General features: G+C 41.9%; 26 protein-coding genes. 7 read left to right on the top strand and 19 right to left on the bottom strand.

The features are described from left to right. Positions 1 to 828: 828 nt before the first annotated feature. Entirely contained in the window at positions 829 to 1668 is an 840-nt protein-coding gene (locus R7Q48_RS20300; protein WP_053349988.1) for a LysR family transcriptional regulator, read from the top strand. A gap of 296 nt (positions 1669 to 1964) precedes the next feature. Further along, entirely contained in the window at positions 1965 to 2177 is a 213-nt protein-coding gene (locus tag R7Q48_RS20305) for a hypothetical protein (protein ID WP_005376260.1), read from the top strand. A gap of 90 nt (positions 2178 to 2267) precedes the next feature. On the opposite strand, the gene R7Q48_RS20310 is transcribed toward R7Q48_RS20305, so the two are convergent. The 10 genes from R7Q48_RS20310 to R7Q48_RS20355 all read right to left on the bottom strand — a co-directional run bounded on the left by R7Q48_RS20310 (position 2268) and on the right by R7Q48_RS20355 (position 12118). Continuing rightward, positions 2268 to 2657, bottom strand: coding sequence for a universal stress protein (locus R7Q48_RS20310; RefSeq protein WP_017634770.1), 390 nt, complete (start codon positions 2655 to 2657; stop codon positions 2268 to 2270). An 873-nt stretch (positions 2658 to 3530) separates the two neighbouring features. Next, the gene (locus R7Q48_RS20315) at positions 3531 to 3692 is read right to left on the bottom strand and encodes a YoaH family protein (protein ID WP_005376257.1); all 162 of its coding nucleotides are present in this window, start codon (positions 3690 to 3692) and stop codon (positions 3531 to 3533) included. Positions 3693 to 3733: 41 nt separating this feature from the next. Further along, the gene (locus tag R7Q48_RS20320; protein WP_256902692.1) at positions 3734 to 4855 is read right to left on the bottom strand and encodes a conjugal transfer protein TraF; all 1122 of its coding nucleotides are present in this window, start codon (positions 4853 to 4855) and stop codon (positions 3734 to 3736) included. A 60-nt stretch (positions 4856 to 4915) separates the two neighbouring features. After that, the gene (locus R7Q48_RS20325; protein ID WP_005388048.1) at positions 4916 to 5797 is read right to left on the bottom strand and encodes a DUF2861 family protein; all 882 of its coding nucleotides are present in this window, start codon (positions 5795 to 5797) and stop codon (positions 4916 to 4918) included. A gap of 6 nt (positions 5798 to 5803) precedes the next feature. Next, on the bottom strand, positions 5804 to 6466 hold the full coding sequence (gene vxrB / locus R7Q48_RS20330) for a response regulator transcription factor VxrB (RefSeq protein WP_005376251.1): 663 nt from the start codon (positions 6464 to 6466) through the stop codon (positions 5804 to 5806). Further along, positions 6441 to 7895: a sensor histidine kinase VxrA gene (vxrA, locus tag R7Q48_RS20335; protein WP_256902812.1), complete on the bottom strand. Its 1455-nt coding sequence runs from the start codon at positions 7893 to 7895 to the stop codon at positions 6441 to 6443. The genes vxrB and vxrA overlap by 26 nt, the downstream gene beginning before the upstream one ends. A gap of 155 nt (positions 7896 to 8050) precedes the next feature. Then, a complete protein-coding gene (gene pntB, locus R7Q48_RS20340) occupies positions 8051 to 9427 on the bottom strand; it encodes a Re/Si-specific NAD(P)(+) transhydrogenase subunit beta (protein WP_005376248.1) in 1377 nt (458 codons plus the stop codon). 8 nt (positions 9428 to 9435) lie between these two features. Then, positions 9436 to 10992 carry a Re/Si-specific NAD(P)(+) transhydrogenase subunit alpha gene (locus R7Q48_RS20345; RefSeq protein ID WP_054575447.1) on the bottom strand — a complete coding sequence of 519 codons (1557 nt, stop codon included), beginning with the start codon at positions 10990 to 10992 and terminating at the stop codon, positions 9436 to 9438. A 434-nt stretch (positions 10993 to 11426) separates the two neighbouring features. Then, positions 11427 to 11708, bottom strand: coding sequence for an HlyU family transcriptional regulator (locus R7Q48_RS20350; protein ID WP_005376244.1), 282 nt, complete (start codon positions 11706 to 11708; stop codon positions 11427 to 11429). Positions 11709 to 11749: 41 nt separating this feature from the next. Then, positions 11750 to 12118, bottom strand: coding sequence for a late competence development ComFB family protein (locus R7Q48_RS20355; RefSeq protein ID WP_047101090.1), 369 nt, complete (start codon positions 12116 to 12118; stop codon positions 11750 to 11752). Between the two features lie 253 nt (positions 12119 to 12371). On the opposite strand from R7Q48_RS20355, the gene R7Q48_RS20360 reads away from it, so the two are divergent. Beyond that, positions 12372 to 13610, top strand: coding sequence for a sensor domain-containing diguanylate cyclase (locus R7Q48_RS20360; protein ID WP_053349903.1), 1239 nt, complete (start codon positions 12372 to 12374; stop codon positions 13608 to 13610). Positions 13611 to 13859: 249 nt separating this feature from the next. On the opposite strand, the gene R7Q48_RS20365 is transcribed toward R7Q48_RS20360, so the two are convergent. Then, positions 13860 to 14819 (bottom strand): diguanylate cyclase, encoded by a 960-nt coding sequence (locus R7Q48_RS20365; protein ID WP_256902811.1) that lies wholly within the window; start codon positions 14817 to 14819, stop codon positions 13860 to 13862. 273 nt (positions 14820 to 15092) lie between these two features. Between R7Q48_RS20365 and R7Q48_RS20370 the strand changes: the two genes are divergently transcribed. Then, positions 15093 to 15530 (top strand): DUF3069 domain-containing protein, encoded by a 438-nt coding sequence (locus R7Q48_RS20370; RefSeq protein ID WP_005376232.1) that lies wholly within the window; start codon positions 15093 to 15095, stop codon positions 15528 to 15530. 76 nt (positions 15531 to 15606) lie between these two features. On the opposite strand, the gene modC is transcribed toward R7Q48_RS20370, so the two are convergent. The 4 genes from modC to R7Q48_RS20390 all read right to left on the bottom strand — a co-directional run bounded on the left by modC (position 15607) and on the right by R7Q48_RS20390 (position 19703). Further along, on the bottom strand, positions 15607 to 16713 hold the full coding sequence (gene modC, locus R7Q48_RS20375; protein ID WP_065275319.1) for a molybdenum ABC transporter ATP-binding protein ModC: 1107 nt from the start codon (positions 16711 to 16713) through the stop codon (positions 15607 to 15609). Continuing rightward, positions 16710 to 17399 (bottom strand): molybdate ABC transporter permease subunit, encoded by a 690-nt coding sequence (gene modB / locus R7Q48_RS20380; protein ID WP_042520927.1) that lies wholly within the window; start codon positions 17397 to 17399, stop codon positions 16710 to 16712. The genes modC and modB overlap by 4 nt, the downstream gene beginning before the upstream one ends. 27 nt (positions 17400 to 17426) lie before the next feature. Then, the gene (modA, locus tag R7Q48_RS20385) at positions 17427 to 18182 is read right to left on the bottom strand and encodes a molybdate ABC transporter substrate-binding protein (protein ID WP_042520932.1); all 756 of its coding nucleotides are present in this window, start codon (positions 18180 to 18182) and stop codon (positions 17427 to 17429) included. Positions 18183 to 18251: 69 nt separating this feature from the next. Continuing rightward, positions 18252 to 19703, bottom strand: coding sequence for a cobyric acid synthase (locus tag R7Q48_RS20390; RefSeq protein ID WP_256902689.1), 1452 nt, complete (start codon positions 19701 to 19703; stop codon positions 18252 to 18254). A gap of 155 nt (positions 19704 to 19858) precedes the next feature. Here R7Q48_RS20390 and R7Q48_RS20395 point away from each other — a divergent pair, with 155 nt between their 5' ends. Together R7Q48_RS20395 and R7Q48_RS20400 are read left to right on the top strand one after the other, a co-directional pair. After that, on the top strand, positions 19859 to 20233 hold the full coding sequence (locus R7Q48_RS20395; RefSeq protein WP_005376220.1) for a YgiW/YdeI family stress tolerance OB fold protein: 375 nt from the start codon (positions 19859 to 19861) through the stop codon (positions 20231 to 20233). A 154-nt stretch (positions 20234 to 20387) separates the two neighbouring features. Then, entirely contained in the window at positions 20388 to 20924 is a 537-nt protein-coding gene (locus tag R7Q48_RS20400; protein ID WP_017634623.1) for a hypothetical protein, read from the top strand. Positions 20925 to 21053: 129 nt separating this feature from the next. Here the strand turns inward: R7Q48_RS20400 and R7Q48_RS20405 are convergent, their stop codons facing one another. From R7Q48_RS20405 to R7Q48_RS20415, 3 genes are all read right to left on the bottom strand, one after another. Next, positions 21054 to 21737 carry an ATP-dependent zinc protease gene (locus R7Q48_RS20405; protein ID WP_005388032.1) on the bottom strand — a complete coding sequence of 228 codons (684 nt, stop codon included), beginning with the start codon at positions 21735 to 21737 and terminating at the stop codon, positions 21054 to 21056. An 11-nt stretch (positions 21738 to 21748) separates the two neighbouring features. Next, positions 21749 to 22936, bottom strand: coding sequence for an aromatic amino acid transaminase (locus R7Q48_RS20410; protein WP_047101084.1), 1188 nt, complete (start codon positions 22934 to 22936; stop codon positions 21749 to 21751). Between the two features lie 155 nt (positions 22937 to 23091). After that, a complete protein-coding gene (locus R7Q48_RS20415) occupies positions 23092 to 23949 on the bottom strand; it encodes an AraC family transcriptional regulator (protein WP_054575975.1) in 858 nt (285 codons plus the stop codon). A 120-nt stretch (positions 23950 to 24069) separates the two neighbouring features. On the opposite strand from R7Q48_RS20415, the gene R7Q48_RS20420 reads away from it, so the two are divergent. Then, the gene (locus tag R7Q48_RS20420) at positions 24070 to 25455 is read left to right on the top strand and encodes an MATE family efflux transporter (RefSeq protein ID WP_256902688.1); all 1386 of its coding nucleotides are present in this window, start codon (positions 24070 to 24072) and stop codon (positions 25453 to 25455) included. Positions 25456 to 25539: 84 nt separating this feature from the next. Here R7Q48_RS20420 and nrdG read toward each other — a convergent pair whose 3' ends face one another. After that, complete coding sequence (nrdG, locus tag R7Q48_RS20425) at positions 25540 to 26010, bottom strand: anaerobic ribonucleoside-triphosphate reductase-activating protein (RefSeq protein WP_318132424.1); 471 nt, start codon at positions 26008 to 26010, stop codon at positions 25540 to 25542. Positions 26011 to 26036: the final 26 nt, after the last annotated feature.

The following is a 26036-nucleotide window of genomic DNA, read 5'->3' on the forward strand; positions in this document are numbered from 1 at the left end:
GTCAGTTTAGTTACACCGTATTTGGCTTTTGCTTCCTTGCAAGCTTCATCAGCTGTCTTGTATGGGCCATGAACTTCGATTCCACCACAGCGACCACTTCTGTATCTGACACCATGCACGTTGGTTTTGCATCTTGCTCATTCAATATGAGACAACATGGACACGCATTTGCTTAACCCAAACGTGTAAGTACTATATTATCTTTATAGGAACAAGGAATCTATTAGATGTAAACTCTCTACTTTTCAATCTATACCTAGATCTTTCTTCATATGTTCACTCAACTCGTTAGTGGTTCTTACATTAATCTTATGTTTGCAATGATGGATTCTCAACTCTTCACCAAATAATTTTACTAGTGATTTGGTATACAAAGTACTAATATTATTTATTATTCTATACAATGTATCTTTCTGATAAACAGATCTTTTCGAATTTTGTATTGCAGTCTTCATATTTAAATATCCTCACACGTTTAACTTTATAATTTAAAGAGTCAATTTCAACTTTTATTATTACTTTTTTCGATATGGAATGAGTCATTATCAATGATACACAATAAATAATTAAATCACCCGAATCCAACTTAGTAATTTCACGAGACAAACTTTTTATTTTTAAATCTTTATTTTATATATTTAATCCGATTAAGTTAATTCCTTCAGGATATCGGTTTAACTTAATATCCAATATGGTTTTATTAAGATAGTAGTCTGCCATTATTTCATGGCGGCTTTTAAATATCATTGTCCCCCTCCGATGATGCAAGTTATACTTTCCCACCAGTTAAAAGACAACGTGACTCAGAGTTGCAAAAAGGTAACAATCATGGAATTGATGAACAATGAGCTGATCTGCTTTGCAGCCATTTGTAAACACCTCTCTCTTACAGAGGCATCAAAAGAACTTGGAAAGTCTAAAGCTCAAGTCAGCAGGCAGCTAGCAGCATTAGAAAAACAACTTGGCGTAACACTCGTCCACAGAACAACAAGGAAACTCGTTTTAACTGATCATGGCGAAAGCATTAGAGAACTTGCTATCAAGACGTTAGAGAGTTTGCACGAGTTAAATTACAGAGCTAGCTCGTTGAGTGAATGCATTGATGGAAAGTTTAAAATCACAATGCCCAACTCTATAGCCTCTTCTATTTTTGGTTCTGTTCTTAAAGACTTAAAAGAACGATATCCAAAAGTTGATTTTGAAATATCGTCAAGTAACAATGTAGAAAATTTATTAGAAAGCAACGTAGATTTAGCGATTAGGCTTAATAATGTTATTGATGACACTCTTATTGCACATAAAATTGGTGATTATAGTGATGTTTTGATATCTAGGGTAAGTAATGCCAACAACAAAACACTATTAATCTACAAACATCATTCGAATAAGGAATCAATTAAAAATCAATATACTGATGTTATCGAAGTTGATAACACCTCTATTTTAATAAACTTTGTTTCTGAGGGAGTTGGGGTTGGTGTCATTCCAAACTATCTTATTAAAAGTAACTATATAGACAAAAACATCCGAATATCGCAAACCTTTGATATAGAACGTTCCATGTATATTGCCTACCCTTATCAAAACCCTTTGCCAAGAAAGCTAGCTGAGATATCTACTTTTATTAGGTCTGAGTTATCACAAGTATTGAAGAGTGAGTCATTTTAGGGCGGTTGTTCAGATTTAGAATTTTGCGTTGTCTACTCAACTAGGCCTAACGCTAATCTTTGTAACATATTGTTTCGGCGGTATTTATTAACACCCCCATCTTTATGCTTGCTATCACAATGTGAGATGCTCTGCCGTCTTGTTATCAAGGTTTTGCGTGGAATAAATCACGTGGGGTAAACGATAGATTGACTTACATTAAAATTTTCATCAAAAGCAACTTTATATAAAATTGATTTCATACCAATCTATGTGTATCTTCTACCCATATCCCCACAATAACCAAGGAGAATGCCATGGATAAGCTACTCGCGTCTGCATTAGAAATTAAGCAGCGAACTATGGTGACTGGCTTTTTTGCTAGAAATGGATTCAAAATCGCTATGACCGATTTTGATGATGTCACTTTTGAGCGAGAAGGCGTGCAAGTTAACGTACATTTTGATCTGCAGTCAAACGCGGAGTCTGCATCTGTTTTATCTCATGAGGCATCAATCATTCCTGGCTAAAAACTTTTATTATCGCCGATACACCAAGCCGAACATAAACGTTCGGCTTTTTAGTGACAAAAAATGATGAGTGCGAACAAGAGTTGTCGATCACTCGTCTAAATAGACGATTAATAAATCAGCTTCAACTTCGTTCACAACCTTTGGTATCGATGAAAAAAAGCGACTCAATAAGTTGTGATGATGACCACATACAACTAAGTCTATCCCCTCTTTTTTGACGATTCCCGATAGTTTTATATGAAGATCGCCGATTACTACCATGGTCTCGTTTACTGGATATAAGCATTTATCAGCGAGCTCTTGCAGCCTTCTTTCCAATTCTTGCTCTTCCTTCGCTTCCATGACTATGCGATCAACATCTACGTAAACAAATGAGAGTTTGCTGCTTGAGTTATCTGCTTGCATTATTGCTTTTTCGATAACGGCTTGGCTAGATTGAGATAAGTCGACAGCAACCAAAACGTGCTTATAACCCATCATTCCTCCCTAGGTTAGTTTTTGTTCTCATATTAAGTCTAGTCCACATAGAGCGAACACAACATCAAAACTACTGCTACATGATAGTTAAAGGAGTTTAGTTTAAAACAGGCAAATAGTTTTCATTGCAACCTTGTTGCTTCCTCTCATCCAAAGATAAACGATGTTTTTCCAATTTCTTCTCTAATTATCGGACTATTTAACAGGAAGGATGCCAGAAAACGTTACGTTGTAATGCGCGTTACTGCTCTTGATTTCTACTACTCTTGAGGATTCATATTACCCACTTCAACGTCGCCTAGTTTAGTAAAACTACTTTAGATTAAGCATATTCAATATGTAACGCTCCGCTCAAATCCAGGAGACGTATTTCGGCTAAAAAAGCAGCTCAATAAGATGAATTTCGATTCATCTATTACATATGTCTGCGAGTGCTTACTGTTCTTATATCGCTTATTTAATAACTCTAGTTTAATTATCGTTATAAGTTACGGTGTCTCTTTTTTCTTTTTTTAGCATAATCTTCTGTCTGAGAACAAAGCTCTCTTGGGCTTTGTAATTAAATTACAAGATCAATCGCAACCAATATGGTTGGCAGATTAAATGCCCGCGGTAAATAATTGATATTATTGAGTTTAATTTATGAGTTCTTTAAAAAATGCCTAATTACCTGTGCTACGAAAACTAAGGTTAACACGATTAGGTAAAATTTTACCAACTCGCTATTTAGTCTTAAAGGCAATTGAACAAGATTAAAACCATATAGGTTTAGTAAATTGTAGTTACAGCGTAATTAGGGTGGTGTTTGGGAATGTAAAGGAATAGAAAATAGAAAGGCAAAAAAACAGGGCGTATGCCCTGTCCATGAATTGATTAGTTTTGTTGTTGTTGTTTTTCTGCGTACTCAGAACGAATCCGTTCGGCAACAATTTTGATAGCTTCTGCAGTACTTGTGCCCTTCGCCATCAATTCTTGAATTCTCTCTACAGCTTGTTGTTGTTCTTGGTGAGATAGAGGGGGTAAATCGTCAAACATAAAAAGCTCCTCATTTTGAGGAGCTGACTATAACGATTCAATTAATAGGTAGCAAGGAAATTAATGGATGCACCCATAGCGTTCTCGTTTGTGTACTGAGCTGCGATATCCAATTCGAACAACTTAAGTGGAGACAACCCGATACCAGCAGTAATGGTTCCTTCGTCATTACTTCGAGCTAAGTTCTTCATATACCCTGCTCGTAATGCCATTTGACGCAAAATATCAAATTCAATACCAGCTCGAATCATTTGAGTATTATCATCAAAGGATGAAAAACGTTTTTCTTCGTTAAGATCGTAGTCAACACTCATCGTAAAGTAATCGGCAACAATCCCTGCCCCAACGGTGTATACAGGACGCATGCTATATTCGTATGATTTTATCGTATCGCTGCCATATTGGAATGATTTTGTTTTAACGTCTCTTCCGATCAAATTTTTCGCTGAAATACCGAGACGATATGGGCCAAAGAACCAAAGTGCGCCTGCGTCTAAGTTAAACATCGTTTCCGCGGTCTCATTTTCACGTAAGTCTTTAGTATCAAAATTCTGAAAACTCGTGGCGTATGAGTATGTGTATATACGCTGAAGTTTAGGAGTAACACCAAAAGAAAGGTGTTGGTTCATGAAATTAGTGTATTTAGCAAGTGAAATACCAGCTTCAGCCACGCCAATAGAAACACCTTGTACATAGCTATCATCTAATGGATTAGTACCTGAGGTATCAACATTTGGTTGTACGAATGATTCAGTGTATAGCTTACCGTATGCAGTTGCAGATAAGAATTTGTTGGGGATACCAATGGCAACGACACCACCAAGATCAAAGTCTGTCTTTTTCCCATCGATAGCATCCATCGATTTTTTGATTTCATCGACGTCTGTTAATTTGCTGATGCGTTCGATCTCATCAACTAGATCATATTGATCATCGTAGCTGCCACCAAAACTTGGCACGATCATGCCTGCATCGTCATTTCGGCGATAAATCGCAGTAAGAGCAGGGTTGAAAAAAGGCGCAGTTAGATAAGTTGCTGATACGGTACCAACGCCACCCATTGCATCACTACGAGCCTCTATCGCATAAGTAGCAGCAGAAGCAGTATTAGCGAAAAGAATAGTAGCAACAGAAGTGGCAAGAATTTTATATTTGTTTTTCATACTACACTTGTGATTTTAGTTCGTCCTGAACCTTTATCGGCACAAGTAGTATTTCTTTAACTATTCTTCCTGAGAAAGATCATAGGTTCGGCTAATAGTTTGAGCCTGCTCAACAATTATATCGCCCTGCCAACGGCGACTATTGATACTTACCGCCAATACGTATCTATCGTTTGGGACACCCGCTAGCTCCAATGAATTTGGATAGTTAGACTCATAAGTCTTTTTCCACATTTGCTCGTACTGGCCATCAATGTAGTCATACAAACCAACTTCAAGTTGCGGTAATGGACAATGGGGATTACGAAGTGCGCTCTTTTCTACTTTCCAATTCTCTTTAGATGTCCAACGAACATATTGAGAAGAGTTTGAATCTCCAAGTATTACCCAAGTTCGATACTCTTGTTTATCAGTAGAAACAACGGTTAAGTGATATAAACCAGCTTCAAGCTTGCCTGTTAAGTTATAGCGTTTCGAGTAACTACGCTCGTTGGCAAGTTCTGTCCCGTTCGGCTGTTGTTCATAGCTGAATGAACTGTCCGCGGATATAGAATCATCCACCCATCGATTAAATGAAATATTTTCGATGTCAGTTGTAGCTCTTAGCTTGATCACCAATCTAAATGTATCTCGCCCAGGGCTTTGAATAGTCTGACGAATAACGTTCACACCACTTATCCAATCAGGCAGCGTTACACCAGTGAGAGCCTTGCCACAGTTTTTAGATAGTGACTGACCAAGAAGATCATTAAGGTGAGGAGTCAAATCTTTACTTGGTTCCGTTTGCCAGAGTTCAACAAGAGAGTTGAACATACCCGCAAGATCATCTTCAAGTAAGTGTTGATGTGCCTGTGTTAAAGGCGTGTTAGTTTGAAACCAGTCCATCGCATGGACTGGTTTCACTAACGCTAATGAGACAACTACAGGGAGTAGTATTTTCATTACGACTTATGCTTTCATCTTGTAGCCAACACCACGAAGTGTTTCAATTTCCAGTCCTGGCAGTTTTTGACGAAGCTGTAATACATGTGTATCAACCGTACGTGTTGTCGGGAAGTGATTGTAACCCCAAACGTGGTCAAGTAGCTCATCACGAGTAAACACGCGACCTAAGTTTGACGCCAAAAATAGCAGCAAATCAAACTCTGTTCGAGTAAGCGTAATTAGCTCGTCTTTATAAGTCACTTCACGAGTCGAGCGGTCAATCTCTAAGTCTTTTGTAATCACTTTATCAGCGTTGCTTTGTTCTGCTGAATCCGGTGCTCGTAGCTGTGCACGGATTCTCGCAAAAAGCTCCGCTTCAGCAAAAGGCTTTGTTAAGTAGTCGTTCGCGCCGGAATCAAGGCCTGCAACTTTATCTTTTACGGTAACAAGTGCCGTTAACAAGATAACTGGTACGTCTTTAATCTGTTTCCATTCTGGGAGACATTGTACAGAGTCACCATCTGGGAGTTGGCGATCGAGAATTACCAAGTCAGCTTTTTTCCATTGTGGCTCTACGTCTGCAATACGCTCCACATGTAAACACTCATATCCTGCTTGTTCCAGGCTTACTAACAGGCCGTCAGCCAAGTTTTTATCGTCCTCAACGAGAAGCAGTGTCTGTTTCACAAGGTATCTCCAATATAAAAGTTGTAGGTGGTCCCATTAAGGACATTTTTCCGCCCATGCGGCCTACCATAGATTCAACGATTGTTAATCCAAGTCCTAACCCGCTCTTACTTACGAACGGTTTCTTCAAATTTGCCCAATCTTTAGCCGTTAGGCCTCCTGCATCTCGGACTTGGAATACTATTTTTTCTTCACTAGTTGAGACATCCAATTCAACCGGTGCGACACCGTACTTAAGCGCATTACGAAGCAAGTTATCGATACAAGTTCCTAACCAGTACACATTAACTTTAGCAGCCACATCTTCATTGATGTTAAAAAGCACGGCACTATCAAATTCTTCTTCGATCTTAAATTCTAACCAATCTGCAACGGATGGTACCCAGTCTGTTGCAAGCATTTGGTTATCAGATTGCAAATAATCTTTACTCGCTTCTGCCAATTGACGCAGGCGGCGCGTATCTTCACACAATCTGCGGAATTCGTCATACACACTTTCAGGCAAATGCTCGAACTCTCGACGAAAGCCCTCAACCGTTAGTGACAGAGATGCAATCGGTGTTCTGAGCTCATGCGTTAAAATTTGCAACACGAGCATTCTACTACGTAGTTCTTCTCGCTTGCTATTCCAACGGTACACCGCCCAACCAATCACCAAAAGAATATTGGCGATTACCAGTATGATCATACTGATCCGCAAAACTTGCGAGTGATCTTCTACATCCCAACAAATATTACCTCGTTTAACAAAGCAACTTTTGCTTTGAGACGCTAGAGCGTATGACAGACCCGCATTCGCTACGTTCTCTTGCCAGATATCTTTCTCGAAAACAAAGTAACGGTCACCACGTCTTAACCAAAGTTCGTTACCTTCAATAAACATGCTCGCGCCTGCAATCAAAGCATTAATGGCGTCGTCATCCATGTTTTTCAAGCTTTCTAGCAACTCATCCCGTTCCTCGTTATCACGCTCTTTTATATGCATGTACTGAGATAGTTTGGGTTTGAGTTCTGGATACTTATCCACATAACGTGCCGCATACGTCCCACCACCAGGGTGAATGAGACCACTACGCGAGAACCAACGAGGTGTCAGCTGCGTCCCTTTACAAATCGCCCTTGTAAATACTAAAGGCTCAGTAATTAAAGGACTTAATGGTAATTTGCCACGACAAGTATTCGCCAAGCTGTAAAGCTGTTGGATATCTTTTAACGGATAGTCAGACGTTTGCGGCAGAAGCGAATCTGGCGCAAGTAACTTGGTAGGATAATTTGATTGCAGAATACGAATATCGTACGACTTAAGAGCTACTTCATAGTTAAATAGCTCTGTAAACGTATCTATTCTTTCTGGTAGTGAATCGGAAAATGCAGGTGCCGAAAAAAGCGGCAATACAGTTGCAAAACCGAGCAAAAACTTTTTAATCAAACTGTTACCGTCACTTGTTACATTAGCCAAAACTATACATCAATCTACAAGCAATTGACATCTGCTAACAGAAGGATTTGCATTACTATAACATTGAAACGGAACAAAAAAGGGCCAGCGATTGCTGACCCTGTATAGTTTTAAATCAAGAATGGTTAAAGTGCTTTAAAAATAGACTCAACACTTTCTTTCGCATCACCAAATAGCATTGATGTATTTTCTTTGAAGAACAGTGGGTTCTGTACTCCTGCGTAACCAGTATTCATTGAGCGCTTGAATACCACTACGTTTTTCGCGTTCCATACCTCCAATACGGGCATACCAGCGATTGGGCTGTTCGGATCTTCCAGTGCGGCTGGGTTGACCGTATCGTTAGCACCGATAACCAATACGGTATCGGTTTCTGCAAAGTCATCATTGATTTCATCCATTTCAAGAACGATATCATACGGTACTTTTGCTTCAGCGAGTAACACATTCATATGCCCCGGTAGACGACCCGCTACTGGGTGAATCCCAAAGCGAACTTCAATACCTTGTGAACGAAGTACATCAGTAATTTCATGAACAGGGTATTGTGCCTGAGCTACTGCCATGCCATATCCTGGAGTGATGATTACTGATTTTGAGTTCTTCAACATCTCTGCAACTTCTTCAGCCGTTGTTTCACGATATTCGCCCTGCTCTTCGTCACCTGAAATCACTATCTCTTGACCAAAACCACCGGCAATAACACTGATAAACGAACGGTTCATTGCTTTACACATGATGTAAGAAAGAATCGCACCTGATGAACCTACCAAAGCACCTGTTACAATCAATAGATCATTTGCTAGCATGAAACCTGCTGCCGCTGCTGCCCAACCTGAGTATGAGTTCAACATAGAGACAACAACTGGCATATCAGCACCACCAATTGAAGCGACTAAATGGTAGCCGAATGCGAACGCAATCAAAGTCATCACAATAAGAGCGAACATGCTGCCATCTGCTTTTACGAAGTAGATCATAAGAAGCGTAGAGATAACAACCGCTGCGAGATTCATTTTGTGCTTATGAGGTAGGTTAAGTGGCGACGAAGAAATCACACCACGCAGCTTACCAAATGCGACAATTGAACCGGTGAAAGTTACGGCACCGATGAACACACCCAAGAATACTTCTACAAGGTGGATAACATGCTCAGCATGTGTTGCTGCTTCTGGCGCATCTAGGTAACTGTTGTAGCCAACTAAAACCGCAGCTAAACCTACAAAGCTGTGTAGAATCGCAACCAGTTCTGGCATCTCGGTCATTTCTACTTTCTTCGCATAGAAAATACCGATCGCACCACCTATCGCCATCGCGATAATGATCCAACCAAAACCTTGCGCATCTGGGCTAAAGATCGTCGCTATTAGCGCGATCGTCATACCAGCGATACCGTAGTAGTTACCATTACGAGCAGACTCTTGCTTTGAAAGCCCCGCCAAACTCATGATGAAAAATAATGCAGCAACAATGTAAGCTGCTTGTACTAATCCTGCAGACATTGTGACTCCTATTTATCTTTGCGGAACATTTCAAGCATACGCTTGGTGACGGTGAAACCACCGAAGATATTGATACTCGCGATCAATACGGCAATAAAAGATAGGAATGAAACGACGCCATTACCTTGTCCAATTTGCAGTAATGCACCAACGACAATAATGCCAGAGATAGCATTCGTTACTGACATTAGTGGAGTATGAAGTGCATGGGTAACATTCCATACTACGTAGTATCCGACAACACACGCTAGAACGAATACAGTAAAGTGAGAAAGAAACGCTGCCGGAGCAACCGATGCTACCCATGCAAAGGCTCCAACAGCCGCTGCCACACCAATAATTTTCTTCGTTGGAGACGTAGGTTCTTCTACTTTAGGCTCTGGCTTCACAGGCTGTTCTTGTTTCACTTGCGGCTGAGCTGAAACCTGAATTGGTGGCGCTGGCCAAGTAACTTCACCTTCTTTCACCACGGTAACGCCACGGATAACAACATCTTCAAAATCAATATTGATGTTGCCATCTTTCTCTTTACACAGCAGTTTTAGAAGGTTAACAAGGTTTGTCGCGTAAAGCTGAGAAGATTGTGTTGGCAAACGACCAACCATGTCAGTGTAACCAACAATTTTTACGCCGTTATCCGTCATGATAACTTGGTCTTTCACTGTATATTCACAGTTACCGCCATTAGCAGCTGCCAAGTCGACAATTACACTGCCCGCTTTCATGCTGTCGACCATTTCTTTGGTGATCAACTTCGGCGCAGGTTTACCAGGGATGAGCGCGGTCGTAATAATGATATCAACATCTTTAGCTTGCTCTGCGTATAACTCTGCCGCTTTTTTGTTGAAGTCATCAGACATTTCTTTTGCGTAGCCATCCCCAGAGCCAGACTCTTCTTGAAAGTCAACGGTCAGGAACTCAGCGCCCATCGATTCAACTTGCTCTTTTACTTCTGGGCGAACGTCAAACGCACGGACAATAGCACCTAAGCTACCTGCAGCACCGATAGCCGCCAAGCCAGCGACGCCAGCACCCGCAACCAATACTTTCGCTGGAGGTACTTTACCGGCAGCCGTAATTTGACCTGTAAAGAAACGACCAAACTCATGAGCTGCCTCAACCACTGCGCGATAACCAGCGATATTAGCCATCGAAGATAGCGCATCTAAGGCTTGTGCACGTGAGATACGAGGAACGGAATCCATGGCAAGAACGTTAATGTTCTTACTTGAAAGTTGTTCCATCAACTCAGCATTTTGAGCCGGCCAAATAAAGCTAACCAGTGTTGCTCCATCTTGCAGTAACGCAATTTCGTCAATGCCTTGCTCATCATCCACAATTGGCGCATTAACTTTTAAAATAAGGCCAGATGCCCAAACTTCTTCACTAGAAACGATTTTCGCACCAGCTGCTTCATAAGCGGCATCATCGAAACTCGCTAGCACCCCCGCTTGGGATTCAATCGCGACATCGAATCCCAATTTTATTAACTGCTCAACCGACTTCGGCGATGCAGCCACTCGCGATTCACCCGCGAGTATCTCTTTAGGTACACCGATTTGCAAAACGCATACTCCTTGTATACATATCAATAAATTAGTCCCAAAACAGAGCGTCGCTCTACTCTAATTCTTTTTTATTTCTATCTGTTTACCACGCAAGACAATTGCAAACGAAAGATGATGTTTGGGGACACCCATTTGCACAATAACACCTTGACTAACAGCCCTGTTATTATTCTGTTTGTATCGAACGCGTCTCATTACTTCAAGTGTTTTGTAATTTAAATACTAAATTTCATTACATATAACGCTAAGTAATGAATGATTGTCGCTCTGTGCACGAAAAATAACAACGCAACACCGTACTAGACTGAGGTCTAACCAGGTAACGATTAAATACTGACTTAACAGAGATTTAAGCGTTAAAAAGAAAGAGCCACTAGCATATACACTAATGGCTCTTTTTAAGATGACTGGAATCAAATTGCAGTAAATTGCTAGTCGAAGATTTTATCGCCCATTTGATCAATAAACATTTGAGATTTCTTCAACATAAGGTCATTGGCATCTTGCTCTGAGCCAAGCAAATCGGAGCGAATAAACCGATGTGTTTTCACTTCATCATTGTCATGCTTTTCTATTCGACCAGCGATGCGATATTGTCCGCCCTCTGAAAGGCTCTCTGGGTAAATAAGGAAACCTTTATATTCAACTGGTTCGATATTTTTGGCTTCAACCGTTTTCTCACTACCACCAAACAAACGCGAAAAAAATCCCACGATTCCTCCTTGGGTCAGCTCACTAGTCAACTGAGCGACTCTTACTTAATATTAACGTTAAGGATCGGTTTTTCATACCAATCCAACTCTTTGTCATCATCATAACTAGTATGGGAAAAAATTACAGGCACATCATACTCTCGGTTCTTACGCCTGTCTTCTTTCACCATTTCTGCGGCGTTTTTCACCGCTATATCCGCGCTTTGCTTAAACTGGCTTAATTTTTGTTCAGGAAGTGAAGACAAAAAATCAATATCATAACGGATATAGACAGGCTTGAGCTGGATAAGCGCAAGGCAAGCAATATCGGCTAACTGTTCGTTGTCATACTGTTCTAAAAATTCGGGCAAACTGAGAACCTGACCTACTAATGTTTCCATGTAATTGTGCACATCTGAGCTTATCTGCATCTGTAAATCTCCTTTTTCCTATGAAATGAGTATAGCAACGACTTGTTTATAACAACTTATTGATTGCTCTTAATTTAATCAATCTCTCTCTTTTTGCGGTAATGTCTTCCAAAATACTTGGGAAAAGGAACAAATAGACGTATTCTTGCTAGTTCTCAAAGTTCGAAATTCAATAACGGATAAATATCCATATTGATAAAACGATTTACCTAACCAATTATATAGTCAACTATTTTCAGGCAGTTTGTAATAGATGTCCTCATCGTCAATGACTTCATCAGGCTTCAGATTCTTATTCCCTTTTTTGCTACTGGGCATAGTGAGTTCGGGCATGGACAGCATTATTCAGATGACTCAGGCAAACTGGGGCATTGCCGCAAACTTGCCGTACATACTATTAGGTTGTGCGCTACTCCTTTGTTATTCATTTAAGCAAGGCAGAGAGTCCATGGTGTGCTTGGCAATGTTGCTAGCCTATTTCGTGATACAGCACCGCCTACAAGTCCCGCTTCAAAGTGGTACCGCTTTACTTGAGCTAACCATTTTAGCCACGTTACTTCCTGTCTCGTTTCTTACGGTATTTTTGTTTAGTAAAGAAGGTTTTGACTCTAGAGCCATGTTGACTTACATCTTGATGTTAGCAATGTTCGTTCTTTGGTCTTATCTAACGCTAGCATATTACGTTGAAGGAGGGTTTGAACAATGGACAAGCGGTATTTTATTTATTGTACCGACGGTCTCTAAACTGCCTTTCATTCTTGTTTTATATTGCGTGGGTATTGTCTGTTTTCTTGGAATTCTTGTTTTAAAGAAGAATGAAATTATCCATGCGATGACCTACTCTGCCATGGTATTGGCGTCTGCGACGTTCATTTTCTTTGATGTGCAGTACATATCAAGCACCATGTTTACGCTAACAGGGCTGCTTATCATTATTTATGCCGCTTCCGCTAGCCATCAACTGGCTTTCACCGATAGCCTAACGCTGATTCCGAGCAGACGTGCACTTGATCTCGATCTAAAACACATGGGTAAGAAGTTCACGATCGCAATGCTTGATGTTGACCATTTTAAAAAGTTTAACGACACCTACGGTCACGATACTGGTGATGACGTTCTAAAAATGGTCGCTTCGCGCCTCACTAAAACCCCAGGCGGCGCAAAAGTTTATCGATTTGGCGGAGAAGAATTTACCATCGTTTTTAAAGGCAAATACGCTGACGAATGTAAGAACTTTTTGGAAGAAGCTCGCAAATCGATTGCAGAATACGAGATGATATTACGCGATGAAGAATCTCGCCCTGAGAACCATAAACAAGGACAAAAACGTCGTGGTAGCAACAGTTCGAAAAGAAAGTCGGTTTTTGTTACCGCAAGTTTCGGAGTTGCTGATAGCCGGAATGGGCAAGCTCCTCTGGACGTTATTAAATCAGCGGACGAAGCACTTTACAAAGCGAAAAAGGCCGGACGTAACTGCATAAAGCTTCGTTAGACCCTCACCAATCGTGAAAGTTAACAAGCTTGTCTGGGTTTAAAACAAAACCGAACTTCCCCATCAGCATAATAACTGCACTCATCGTTGCCACTATCCCGATGTTATCTATCTAATCAAAGGTATAAGGTATACGCCCGATTGCGACATTCCGTTCGCACTGTTTGCCTATCTTACTTTGAGTTAACTTTAAAAGAATTACCAAAACGTGACAACGCAACAAAAAAGTGGCATTCATAAGACTTTGTTTTAAAAAGAATTAACTACAGTATGTGTGTTTCTTCCCAAAGATTTTGATGTATATAGTGCTTTATCAACGGTTGCATACAAGTCTGATTGCACTTCTTTCCCTGTTGGTTGAAAAACAAAAATACCCTGTGACACTGTCACTCTATTTGACACACTAGAATACTCATGTGGGTAATCGAGAAAATACATAGCCTCTTGTATACGCTCGGCTTCTCTTTCTGCTGTTTGAGTGTCGGTACACCCTAGCAACACAACAAACTCTTCTCCACCATATCGACCTACATATTCCCCAGAGCGACAAAACGTCGCCTTTAGTTGATTCGCAATCGCTTGCAAGCAACGGTCGCCTTCAATATGACCGTAATTATCATTAAACGGTTTAAAAAAATCGACGTCCAATAGAATCAAAGCCATTGGCATATTGTGACGGCCATGCCATGCAACCATCGATTCCAACTTATGGTCGATATAACGGCGGTTATAGAGTTTGGTTAGGCCATCTTCATTCGCTTGCTGAGTCAAAAGTTGATTAACCTGCTCCAATTGAGCTGTCGCTTGCTTAAGCTCTCGTCTCATATGAGCAATACGCTGCATTGCGATAAGTTTAGAGTTCAGTACCAGTTTATCTACCGGCTTAATTAAATAGTCATCACCGCCCGCATCTATGGCTTTAGCAATCATTTCTGGCTCTTCGTGACTACTCAAGAAAATAATTGGGATCCAATCCGGAAACGTTTCTCTTATATGAAGAGAGACTTCAAAACCGTTCATATCTGGCATTGATATATCGAGTAACACCAGTTCCGGATCAAAACTCTCATAGGTATTTAACGCCTCTAGTCCACTACCTACGGCTTTTACAATATGTCCAAGTTGCTTTAGACGAATAGCCAACTGCATCCTGTCTAGCTGAACATCGTCAACCAGAAGGATTCGCATCGATGTCCCTGTCGGTTGCATAACGCGTTCCATTTTTAATTATGTCTTTATTAAACATATACCATACTCATAGAGTTGTTGCATTCGACTCATAATTAAGTGCTATATTTTTGTTTGAATATCACGGAATCCATTGCATAAAGCAGTTAGACTGGACGTTACCCTATCTAATCATGGCCTGTGAGCAGAAGTTCAACAAACTCATTCACTTTGGTCATCTTGTGGATTAATGGGTATAGCTATTTGATGCATTTGGTATTAATATTCCCGCCTTTTTGTAATGAGAGACACACCATGTCAGAAGCAACTAACAGCGAAAGCAAAAAAATCGATCTAGCCAGCATTTCTCCAGAGCTACGTAAAGTTATCGAATTTGACGAAGTTCCAGAGCAAATGTTCGAAATGGTTACCTCTATCCATGAAGTGTCTGAAGAAGCGGTACGTGAATCATGGGACGAAATGCCAGCAAGCGCACAGAACATTCTAGACAACTTTGAACAGTTTCATGCTCTAGTTTCTGTAGGCCAAGCATTCGCTGGTATTAATGTGATGGAAGAGTTTCCTACTCTTAATCTGCCAGAAAACATGACAGATGAAGATAAAGAAGAATACCGTGCTCAACTACTTGATAATGTGCTTCACAACTGTGTGAAAGACATGGTTAAGCAACTTAAGAAAGCACGTCGTGACCCACTTCTTAAGCGTGAATTCAAAGAAGTATTCGCGAAGTAATTCCGACATTCTTCTAGTAACAAAGGCCGCACTTTGCGGCCTTTTTTGATCATGAAGCGTAAATCAGTCTAAACGGTTAATGAGGCGCTAGTGCCATATCTTTTTGTGTCACACTGACACCTTTAATTTGTGCAAAAACACGGCTACCAACTTTTAGGTTGAGATCATCAAGGGCCCACGGTGTGATCGTTGCCCACAAATAACATTTCTCGTCTAGCTTGAGTGATACATTAATACTCTGCTTGTCATCGGCTGCGTTAAACGCCTCGATGGAATCGACAATAGCAGGCAAAATATTTCGAATCGACGTCGCCTTGGGTTGCTCGAGCGTGATAGAAACGTCGTTGGCACGCACTTGCAAGCGTATTGGCGTGTCTGGTGTTCCGTCGATCTTTTGCACCCACAGGAATACATTAGGTGCAAGGCTGATACAAGTCAGTGCATAACGTTCATGATGTTCAGCAATCCGGCCTTCAAATAAGCTGCTTTGATCTGAGAAAGATTGCCATGGACGCATAACATGAGAAGCCCACACTTCCTCAAGCTTACCTGAACTCGAAATTTTACCTTGGTCAATAATTGCAAGGTGCTGAGCAAGCCTTAAAATTTCCTGGAGACTGTGTGTGACATAGATAATAGGGATATTTACCTTCTCCGACAACTCCTCAAGAAAAGGCATTACCTCACGCTTTCTTGGCATATCGAGTGAGGCAAGTGGCTCATCCATCAAAAGCAAATTGGGTTTAGATAGCAATGCGCGCGCAATCGCAACACGTTGCTTTTCACCACCAGAAAGTGATACCGGAAAGCGCTTTAGTAACGGTTTGATAGACAAGAGTTCGGTGACTGCATCAAAATACTCGTCATCTTTTTCTTTAACGCCATATAACAAATTGCCTTGAACCGAATAGTGAGGAAACAAACGTGAATCCTGAAACACATAACCAATACCACGCTTGTGCGTTGGTAGGTTGATTCCCTGTTCACTGTCAAACAAAACATGCTCACCAACCGCAACATACCCTTGCCTTGGAGTGACCAATCCGCTGATGATGTTAATCAACGTCGTTTTACCTGCACCAGATCGTCCAAACAAGGCACTAATTCCATTACAGGGTAACTTAAGTTTGATGTCGAAGTCAGTCTCACCAAGCATTTGTTTAAATTGGACTTTAATCGTCATTGCTTCGCACCCAATCTGCTTGCCGCCTTACGATTTAGCCATTCAGAGATCATTAATGTAGACAAGGCTAACGCGATAGAAATGATACACAGACGAGCCGCCTGCATTTCTGCACCTGGCGTTTCAATAAAGTTGTACATTGCCAGCGGAATCGTTTGGGTCTCACCCGGAATGTTAGAGACGAAACTGATCGTCGCCCCGAATTCGCCAAGACTACGAGCAAATGACAGCATCGTGCCCGTAATAATTCCGGGAATGGTCAGTGGTAACGTGATGGTGAGAAACACTTTTAAAGGAGAAGCGCCTAACGTAGAGGCTGCGTGCTCCAATTTAGGGTCGACGCTATCTAAGCTTAAGCGTACTGAACGAACCATCAAAGGCAAAGCCACGACAATACAAGCGACTACTGCCCCTTTCCAATTAAAGCTAAATACTACCCCTAAATTTTCATAGAGCCACTTTCCAAGGAACCCTTGTCGTCCTAAAGAAATCAACAATAAATAGCCGATTACCACTGGCGGCAATACCAGTGGTAAATGAATTAAGCTATCGAGAATCGATTTACCAAAGAACGTTTTTCGAGAAAGTAGCCAAGCAAGAAAAACGCCGAGAGGAATCAGCCAAAGTACTGCGTACGCGCCTACTTTGAGGCTTAACATTAAGGCTTGGTATTCCAGTTCTGTCACGCTTCGTTCCTATAATTGAAGGCCGGTTTATTGCTGAAAGCCATATTGAGCAAAAACGCGTGCGGCTTCGTCCGATTTTAGGTACTGGAAGAACTGCTCCGACTCAGTAGAATCATTCACAATTGCAGCCGGGTAAACAATAGCCGCATGCGTATCACTCGCAAATTCGCCGAGAATTTTGACTTTATCAGTTAACTGAGCATCGGTTTTGTAGACCACACCTAAAGGCGCTTCTCCACGTTCAACCAACGCCAAAGCTAAGCGCACATTCTTTGCTGGTGCGACGTGAGTTTGAACCGCTTTCCATACACCCAGTGTAGTCAATGACTCTTTCGCGTACATACCAGCAGGTACTGACGTCGGATTGCCTAACGCAAGACGATTTCCATGCAATGCCTTCTCCCATGCCTTTGCATCAGAAAAGTTAAATGAGGTTAATTCTGAAGACTGAGGAGCAATCAACACTAAGCTATTGCGCACTAAATTTGTGACATTGTCACGATAAATGACATTTTTATCGACCAAATAATCCATCCATTTCGTGTTCGCAGAAATGAATACATCCGCTGGTGCGCCATTGATAATTTGTCGAGCGATAGAAGAAGAACCACCATAAACGGGAGTGATAGAAACGTCATACTTTTCTTCAAAGTTTTGCGCGATCTCGTTAATCGCATTCGTCATAGAAGAGGCTGCATACACTTTTAGGTTCGTTGCTGCGTTTGCTGAAAATGAAATGCTTAATACTGCCGCAAGGCAAGCATGCTGTTTCCATGCTTTCATAGAGATACTCCAATACAAGGCAAGCGAAAGAACAGGTTATTTGAATATAAAGTTCAATCAGTTAATGTGCTATTTAAACAAAAAATCAAGGCGCATATGTTGTTCTATCGCATCTGCGATGCGATTAATGCCTTGCTCCTTTAACTCTTCAAAGTCTTGTTGTTTGATTTGGGTGCCGTTTACCCATTCTGATACCAGGCTTAAGACATCTGCCTCGTCAAAGAACCCGTGAAGGTAGGTTCCCATGATTTGGCCACACTCGCTGATCGCCCCCTCCGCTTCACCGGAACTGAATGTAAGAGGTTGCAGGCCCCGTACTTCACTTCGCCCTACGTGGATTTCATAACCCTTTACATTGGCTGTTTTGCCGTTAAGAGAAAGCTGTGCTTGTGTGTTTGTAAGCTGTTTGCTGTTAGTTAGCGTCGTAGTGATATCAAGCAAGCCAAGTCCTTCGCTTTGACCTGGTTGGCCTTCGACGCCGTTTGGATCATCAATCAAGTTTCCAAGCATCTGGTAGCCGCCACAGATACCAATCACTTTTCCACCAAGACGAATATGACGCAAGATATCTTTATCCCACTCTTGGCTTCTTAGATACTCTAAATCGTCTCTCACTGATTTGGTCCCAGGCAAAATAACAAGGTCGGCTTTATCTATTTTTTCGCCTTTACCTACATAACGTAGATTGATATCTGGATTCAATCGCAGCACATCAAAATCAGTATGATTACTAATCCGGGTTAAAACAGGCACAACAACATTCAGTTTTACCTCAGAGTGCAACTCTTGATGCGCAGTGATCGCGTCTTCTGCTTCTAAATTCAAACCATGGAGAAAAGGAAGTACACCAAGTACAGGTTTACCTGTTTTTTCTTCTAGCCAATCGAGGCCCGATTGCAATAAACGAATATCACCTCGAAAACGGTTGATAACAAATCCTTTTACTCGCGCTTGTTCAGATTCAGAAAGTAACGCAAGTGTTCCGTACAAATGTGCAAACACTCCACCACGATCAATATCAGCAACAATGATCACTGGTACATCAGCGGCCTCAGCAAAACCCATGTTTGCAATATCGCCTTCTCGTAAATTGATTTCAGCAGGACTCCCCGCGCCCTCGATAATGATCGAATCAAATTCTTGAGTCAGACGAAAGAAGGAATCTAACACCGTATCCATCGCCACTTTCTTGTAATCATGAAAGCCAGCCGCATCCATATTGGAAATCGCCTTACCCTGCAAAATGATCTGAGCACCTGTATCACTGTTAGGTTTAATCAAAACCGGATTCATATGTACGGTTGGCTCAACATTACACGCCTGTGCCTGAACGGCCTGTGCTCGACCTATTTCACCGCCATCTTTGGTTACCGCACTATTTAGTGCCATGTTTTGTGGCTTAAATGGGGCAACATTTATCCCTTTTCTTACTAATACACGGCATAAACCTGCCACAAGGACACTTTTTCCGGCATCCGAAGTGGTGCCTTGAACCATTAAAGATGGGATCGCTGATTTCATGAACATTTGTAAGGAATAGAGGAAGATGAACAATCATAACGTCATCGTCCCCACTTACTCAAGCAAATGAATAGAATATGAATGTTGAAATCATCATTGGTTCAAACAAGCCCTGTTTTAATGAACCCATCAAAACAAACCGATGAGGATGTAACATGAAAAAGAATACAATTATCGCAACAATCGCCGCCTTAGCTATTGCTCCTTCTATCGCGTTCGCGAAAGATAACGCTCAAAACCAATCAAACTTGCAGTTTAACGGTCCTGTCACTGTGGAAAAATTGGATGCCTTGCTAAACGACTCCAATATGTTTACTGAAAAAGATGTGGTCGTTGAAGGTAACTTATTGCGTCAAGTTCGCGCGGATAAGTTTGTCTTTAGCGATGGTTCCGGTGAAGTGATGGTCGAACTCGATGACGATATTCAGCTAAACACTCCGATTGATCACACGACTAAAGTCCGTCTGTTTGGCGAATTTGAAGGCGGGAACAAACCAGAGATTGAAGTCGAACAACTCGTGGTCATGTAAAACAAACCCCGATTGCTGTGCATATCAACATGATGTAGTGACGATTACAGCTAAATAGTGACGGCAAGCACTTAAAATGATAGCTTTATCAATCTTGGTCTGCTTTTTGCAGACCATTTTTTTGTTCATTTTATTCATCTTGCCCGGAGACACCATGCTAGGTAAAGCTCTAAAGGTTGCAGCCTTTGGTTTGTGTGCTATTTTGCCACTTTCCGCACATGCAAATAATTTCAACTACAACACGATGGAATTTCGCATGGGCACTAGCCCTGGTACATTTGGTGGCGAGTTCAATACCTACTTTACAGAGAATACCCATTTCATTGCTCGCGCAGACAGTGAATTCAGCGGAGACTGGGACATTGCTGGTGGTATAGGCTTTAATGGGCCAGCAGGCCAATTTGCAGATATTTATGGCCAAATGTTGGTACACAACATTAAAGAGAACGGCAGTGATAAAGTGGGCGACGAGTGGCGCACGGAAGTGAATATTGGCACTCGTATTTGGTTTATGCAAAATGTTGAGCTACATGGCCGTATCGGCCAAATCATAGATAATGACGATTCGAACACCATTTACAATCTGGGCGCACGATTCCACTCAACTCAGCAACTATCGCTTGGTGCAGATTTCAAAAATAATGGTGTCTATGGCCAGCAAATTGTAATGTCTGCTCGTTTTGCATTTTAGTGGACATGACTATGACTACCAGGGCATCACAAGCAAGCATATGATTCAATAAAAATGGCCTCCAATTTTGGAGGCCATTTTTTGTTAATCACGAATTATTAGCTTGTAGCAGAAACTAGCTGTAATACATCAGTTTTTAGCGGTTTTTTTAGGTTTATCTTGCACATATTTTTTCGATACATCTACAACGGCGATATCTCTAAAAAAGCTTCGACCAAGCAAAATTGGAAACGTCATATGTCCGCGATCCGCTAACGTAAACTCTGTCTTTTCTTTGTGATCCCCAACGGTAATGTAGGCTTTTACCACCGCTCGTTTATCCACCTCTTCTGACGAAGACTGCTTAACTTTAGCCCAGCGCTCAACGGGTACTTTAAATTCTTTGGTGTCTTTGTCACCTAAATCTATCTTAAATTTAACCCAGTCTTTACCATCACGCTCAAACGGAACAATGTCAGTCGCACTAATTGATGATGTTGTCGCACCTGTATCGACTCTAGCCTTGAAAGTCTGGTCAATTTCAGGAACATAAACCCATTCTTCAGAACCAAGAATTAACATGCCATCGGGTGTTTTTGTGACCTTGACTGGCTTCTTAGGCTTTGGTTCCGGCTTTTTCTCAGGTTTCGCTTCTGGTTTGGGCTCCACCTCTGGCTTTGGATCTACATCAGGTTTCACTTCTGGCTCGACTTTAACGGGCTCTTCGACCTTTGGCGACTCTGGCTCAACAGGTTCCTGCGTCGTTTGAGTTGACGTACAAGCAATTAAACTGCCGCTCATCATAAGCGGCAGAATCAGTTTCCAGTTTTTCATCCACACTCCAATTAAGCTTGAGATACTTTCTTAATTGCGTCCGCTACGTATGGAATATGAGTTTCGGTAAGTCCGGCAATGTTAATTCGACCATCGCCAACACCATAAATGCCATAATCTTCACGCAGTTGCGCCATTTGGTTTCCACTAAAGCCTAGCACAGTAAACATGCCTTTGTGACCCTCAATGAAATCAAATTGATCTGTATTATGGTTGTTTCTCAACTCGTTACACAAACTTTGACGAAGGCTAACCAAACGATGTTGCATTTCACTCAATTCTTGCTTCCAAACGGAAGTGAGATTGTCATCTTGCAGAATGGTCTTAACTAAAGCTGCACCATGGTCGGGTGGCATCGTGTAAGTCGAGCGAGCTAGAGTGAGGAGTTTACCTTTTGCATTGGTTACATCATGCATGTTCTTACCAACCACAATCGCTGCACCAGTTCGTTCACGGTACAGACCAAAGTTCTTCGAACATGAAGTAGTAATCAACATCTCTTCAACGTTATCTGCCATAAAACGAAGGCCTTTTGCGTCTTCTTCTAGGCCATCACCGAAGCCTTGGTAAGCAATGTCCACAAATGGGATGAAACCGTTCTTCTGCGACAATTCTGTAATGGCTTGCCAAGCAGAGAAGTCAATATCCGCACCAGTTGGGTTGTGGCAACAACCATGAAGAAGTACCACATCTGAAGGCCCAGCTTTCGCAAGATCATCCATCATTTTTTCGGTGTCTACTTGTTTCGTTTCCGAAGAGAAATAGTGGTAGAACTTAACTTTAAGGCCTGCTGCTTCCATCACTGGCTTGTGGTTTACGTAGCTTGGGTTGGAAATCCAAACCGTCGTATCTGGCTGTGCGATCTTCATTAGATCACCGAGCATACGCAGCGCACCACTTGCACCTGGCGTTTGAATAGCTGCAACACGATCCATTGCAGACGTTCCCGTCAGCAGCAAATCGATCATGCTTTTATTAAATTCTTCGCAACCCGCAAGACCAACATAAGACTTGGTTTTTTGAGTTTCAACAACGACATCCTGCGCCATTTGAATGGCTTTCATAATCGGCGTTTCGCCTGCGCTGTTTTTGTATACGCCAATGCCAAGGTCAACCTTGTTTGGACGTTCATCGTTACGGTATGCAACGGATAGAGATAAAATAGGATCTAATACGGGAGTTGGGAGATTAGAAAACATGAAAGTCATAACCCTTTGAAATTCAAGTACCGAACCTCACGTTAACACCATCGCAAAAAATGACGAAATGATTTTTCACTTATTTCATCAATTAGAGAACAAAATTCTGGATTGCGGTGAGTTTTGTGCGCTCTATCGTTCAGAAAAAGAACGATTCACTCCTCGTCGTACCAATCCACTCTACCGTTTTTTCTAAACTCTCTTGGTGTCATGGTCGACCACGCTTTAAAACGTGTACTAAAGTTTGCGCTGGTCGGATATCCGACTATTTCTCCAATATGCTGAATTGGCCATTCTGTTGAACGAAGTAACCTAGCAGCATATTCCATGCGCATACGCGTTAAATGTGCCATTGGGCTTCGACCAAACTGCTTTTGAGTCAGTCGATGCAAATGAGGCTCCGAACATGGATATAGAGCCGCCACCTGCTCAACGCTCCAATCCTTATGGAGCTGACGTTGGACAAGGTCAAATACACGCCGAAGCCTCAATTGGCTGCGTGATATCGACTCTGAGGGCGGCATGTTTAACATCAGCTCTAACTGAGCCACACTATGCTCACCTACCGCACCACCATAATCGATTGGAAGGTGAATGCTGCGTAGTAGTGTTTGGATACATGCATACATCACTTCAGGTGTAGATGAAAGCTGATAGCGAACATCACATTCTAATATCGGCCACTCTCTATCAGTAGCAAGAAAAAGCCACGCGATCTGCCAAGGTTCTTCTTCTATACCAAAACCGTTTTCAACACCTGCGGGTACTGTAATCAACGAGCCCGGTTCCAAATCGTATCGATAAGTCCCACTCTCTAGCCACCCTTTACCACGCACCGTATAGAGCAGCATGTGTTTCTTTTGGTTTTTACGATAAACAGAGAAGAAGTCACGACAAGTGGCAATGCCGCACTGCACAATGCCTCTCTCCTCAAGTGCTAATACTCGACTGTGATCAATAAACTCTTGATAAGTTTTTTCTGAAATCGCGTAGCGTTCTTGTTTATCTTCCATGATTTATTGGCTCACATGTGCGTTAGTAGAGAGTTTTACAAAGGTTTTGGATTCCTTTGAAAAATACACCGCCAAATCATGAGGATAAACTACTCGCATTAATCTTTAAGGAGAAATGCGATGCTCTTAACACGCGAATACATCGATAAAGCATTTTGGCAAAAGCTGATTACGATTGGCCTACCTGTTTCACTTCAGTCCATGCTTTTTGCTTTGCTCGGCGTCGTGGATATTTTCATGGTAAGCCTACTCGGAGAATCTGCAACGGCAGCAGTTGGAGTTGGAAATCGTATCTTTTTCTTCAACCTAGCGGTTGTCTTTGGCCTGTGCGGTGCAGTTACCGTACTTGCTTCTCAATACTACGGCTCAGGAAACCTAGCCGGAATTCGCAGAACGTTGGCGCAATCTTGGTTTATTTCCATTTTGGTGACGCTGCCGTTTATCGTTCTTTATGCGATTTTTGATGAAGAGATCGTCTCTTTTATGTCAGACGATCCTGAATACGTCACTTATGCACGTGATTATCTTGTGGTTACGGGCTTTAGCCTCATTGCTACGGCGATAGTAGTACCGATTGAAGCGGTATTGCGCTCCGTGGGCCAAACCAAACTGGCAACCAACGTTAGTATCTCCGCCATTGTCGTTAACGCCGCGCTTAATTATGTTTTGATTTTTGGTTTATTTGGTTTCCCTCAATGGGGCGTATTTGGTGCAGCCGTAGGTAGTTTTGTTTCTCGATTTTTCCAAACCGCCGTCTTGATTTATTTTTTCTACAAACGATATGCTTACCTAATTCCGACTAAGTTCGATTGGGTACAAGGCCGCTTAAAACAGTATCGAAAAAAGTACTTTAAGGTTTCTTTACCCATGTTGGTCCACGATGCGCTTTGGACTGGTGGATTGATCGTTTACAGCATCATCTATGGTCAATTGGGCGTTTCAGAACTGGCGATCATCTCATTCTTATCACCGATTGAAGGGGTACTGATTTCAACCTTTATGGGATTTGCGGTCGCTGCATCCGTTCTTCTTGGGAATGATATTGGTGCAAAACATTATGACCGAGTCGAGAAAACGGCGTGGTGGTATGTGTTAACCAGCGCAATCTTAGCCACCTTGCTGTTATTCTTAGTGTGGTTGAGCTCGCCCATGATTCATCACCTATTGGTACTGAGCCCGTTAACCGATGCAGACATGGCACTTAACGTATGTTTAGTCATGGCGCTAGGTATGATTTTGAGGGTGTTTAACATGGTTGGGATTGGCGGCGTACTAAAGAGTGGCGCTGATATTCGCTATAGCATTTTCATCGACACGTTCGGTCAGTGGGCTATTGGCATCCCCCTTACTTATTACACAGGCATGGTGTTAGGGCTGCCTTTGCATTTTGTCTTGATGTCTCTGCTCGCGGAAGAGTTAGTGAAAGGCGTACTGACGACTTACCGTATTCAATCTAAACGTTGGATAAATAATATGGTTGAAGATGACCAATCGGTGACAGCGTAACCAAAGAGACATTAACGAACTCACACCAAAAGGGCTCACCCGTTATGCACGCGTGAGCCCTTTTTATGTGCGGAGAATGCTTGATTAGATGTCTGTAAAGCGATGAATGATTTGGTTTGAACTGCCACGCCATTCGAGATTGAGGTCTTTCTTGTCTTGTTCAAACTTACCATCAATCAAAACATCGATGTATTGCACCACTTCCCTTTGCGCGTCATTCAGTTCCGTCAGCGTGTAGCCAGTCCAAACCCAAATGTCTTTACCTGGGCACTCCTCTCTCACCCTTTTCACTATCTTCAAAATATGAGGCACATTAGCAGGGTGAAGCGGATCTCCACCCGACAACGACAAGCCACGGCGTTTGATACGCGTGTCGTTTAAGTCAGCGATGATTTTGTCTTCCGCTTCTTGCGTGAAAAGTACACCAGAATCCAAACGTTGCGTCGACTGGTTATAACAGCCACGGCACCGATGCACACAACCCGACACAAACAGCGTGCAGCGCGTACCCGGTCCGTTAACAACGTCAATTGGATAGTATTGGTGGTAATTCATAATGCATCTCTGTGTTATCGCGAAAG

Source organism: Vibrio sp. 378 (assembly GCF_033339435.1).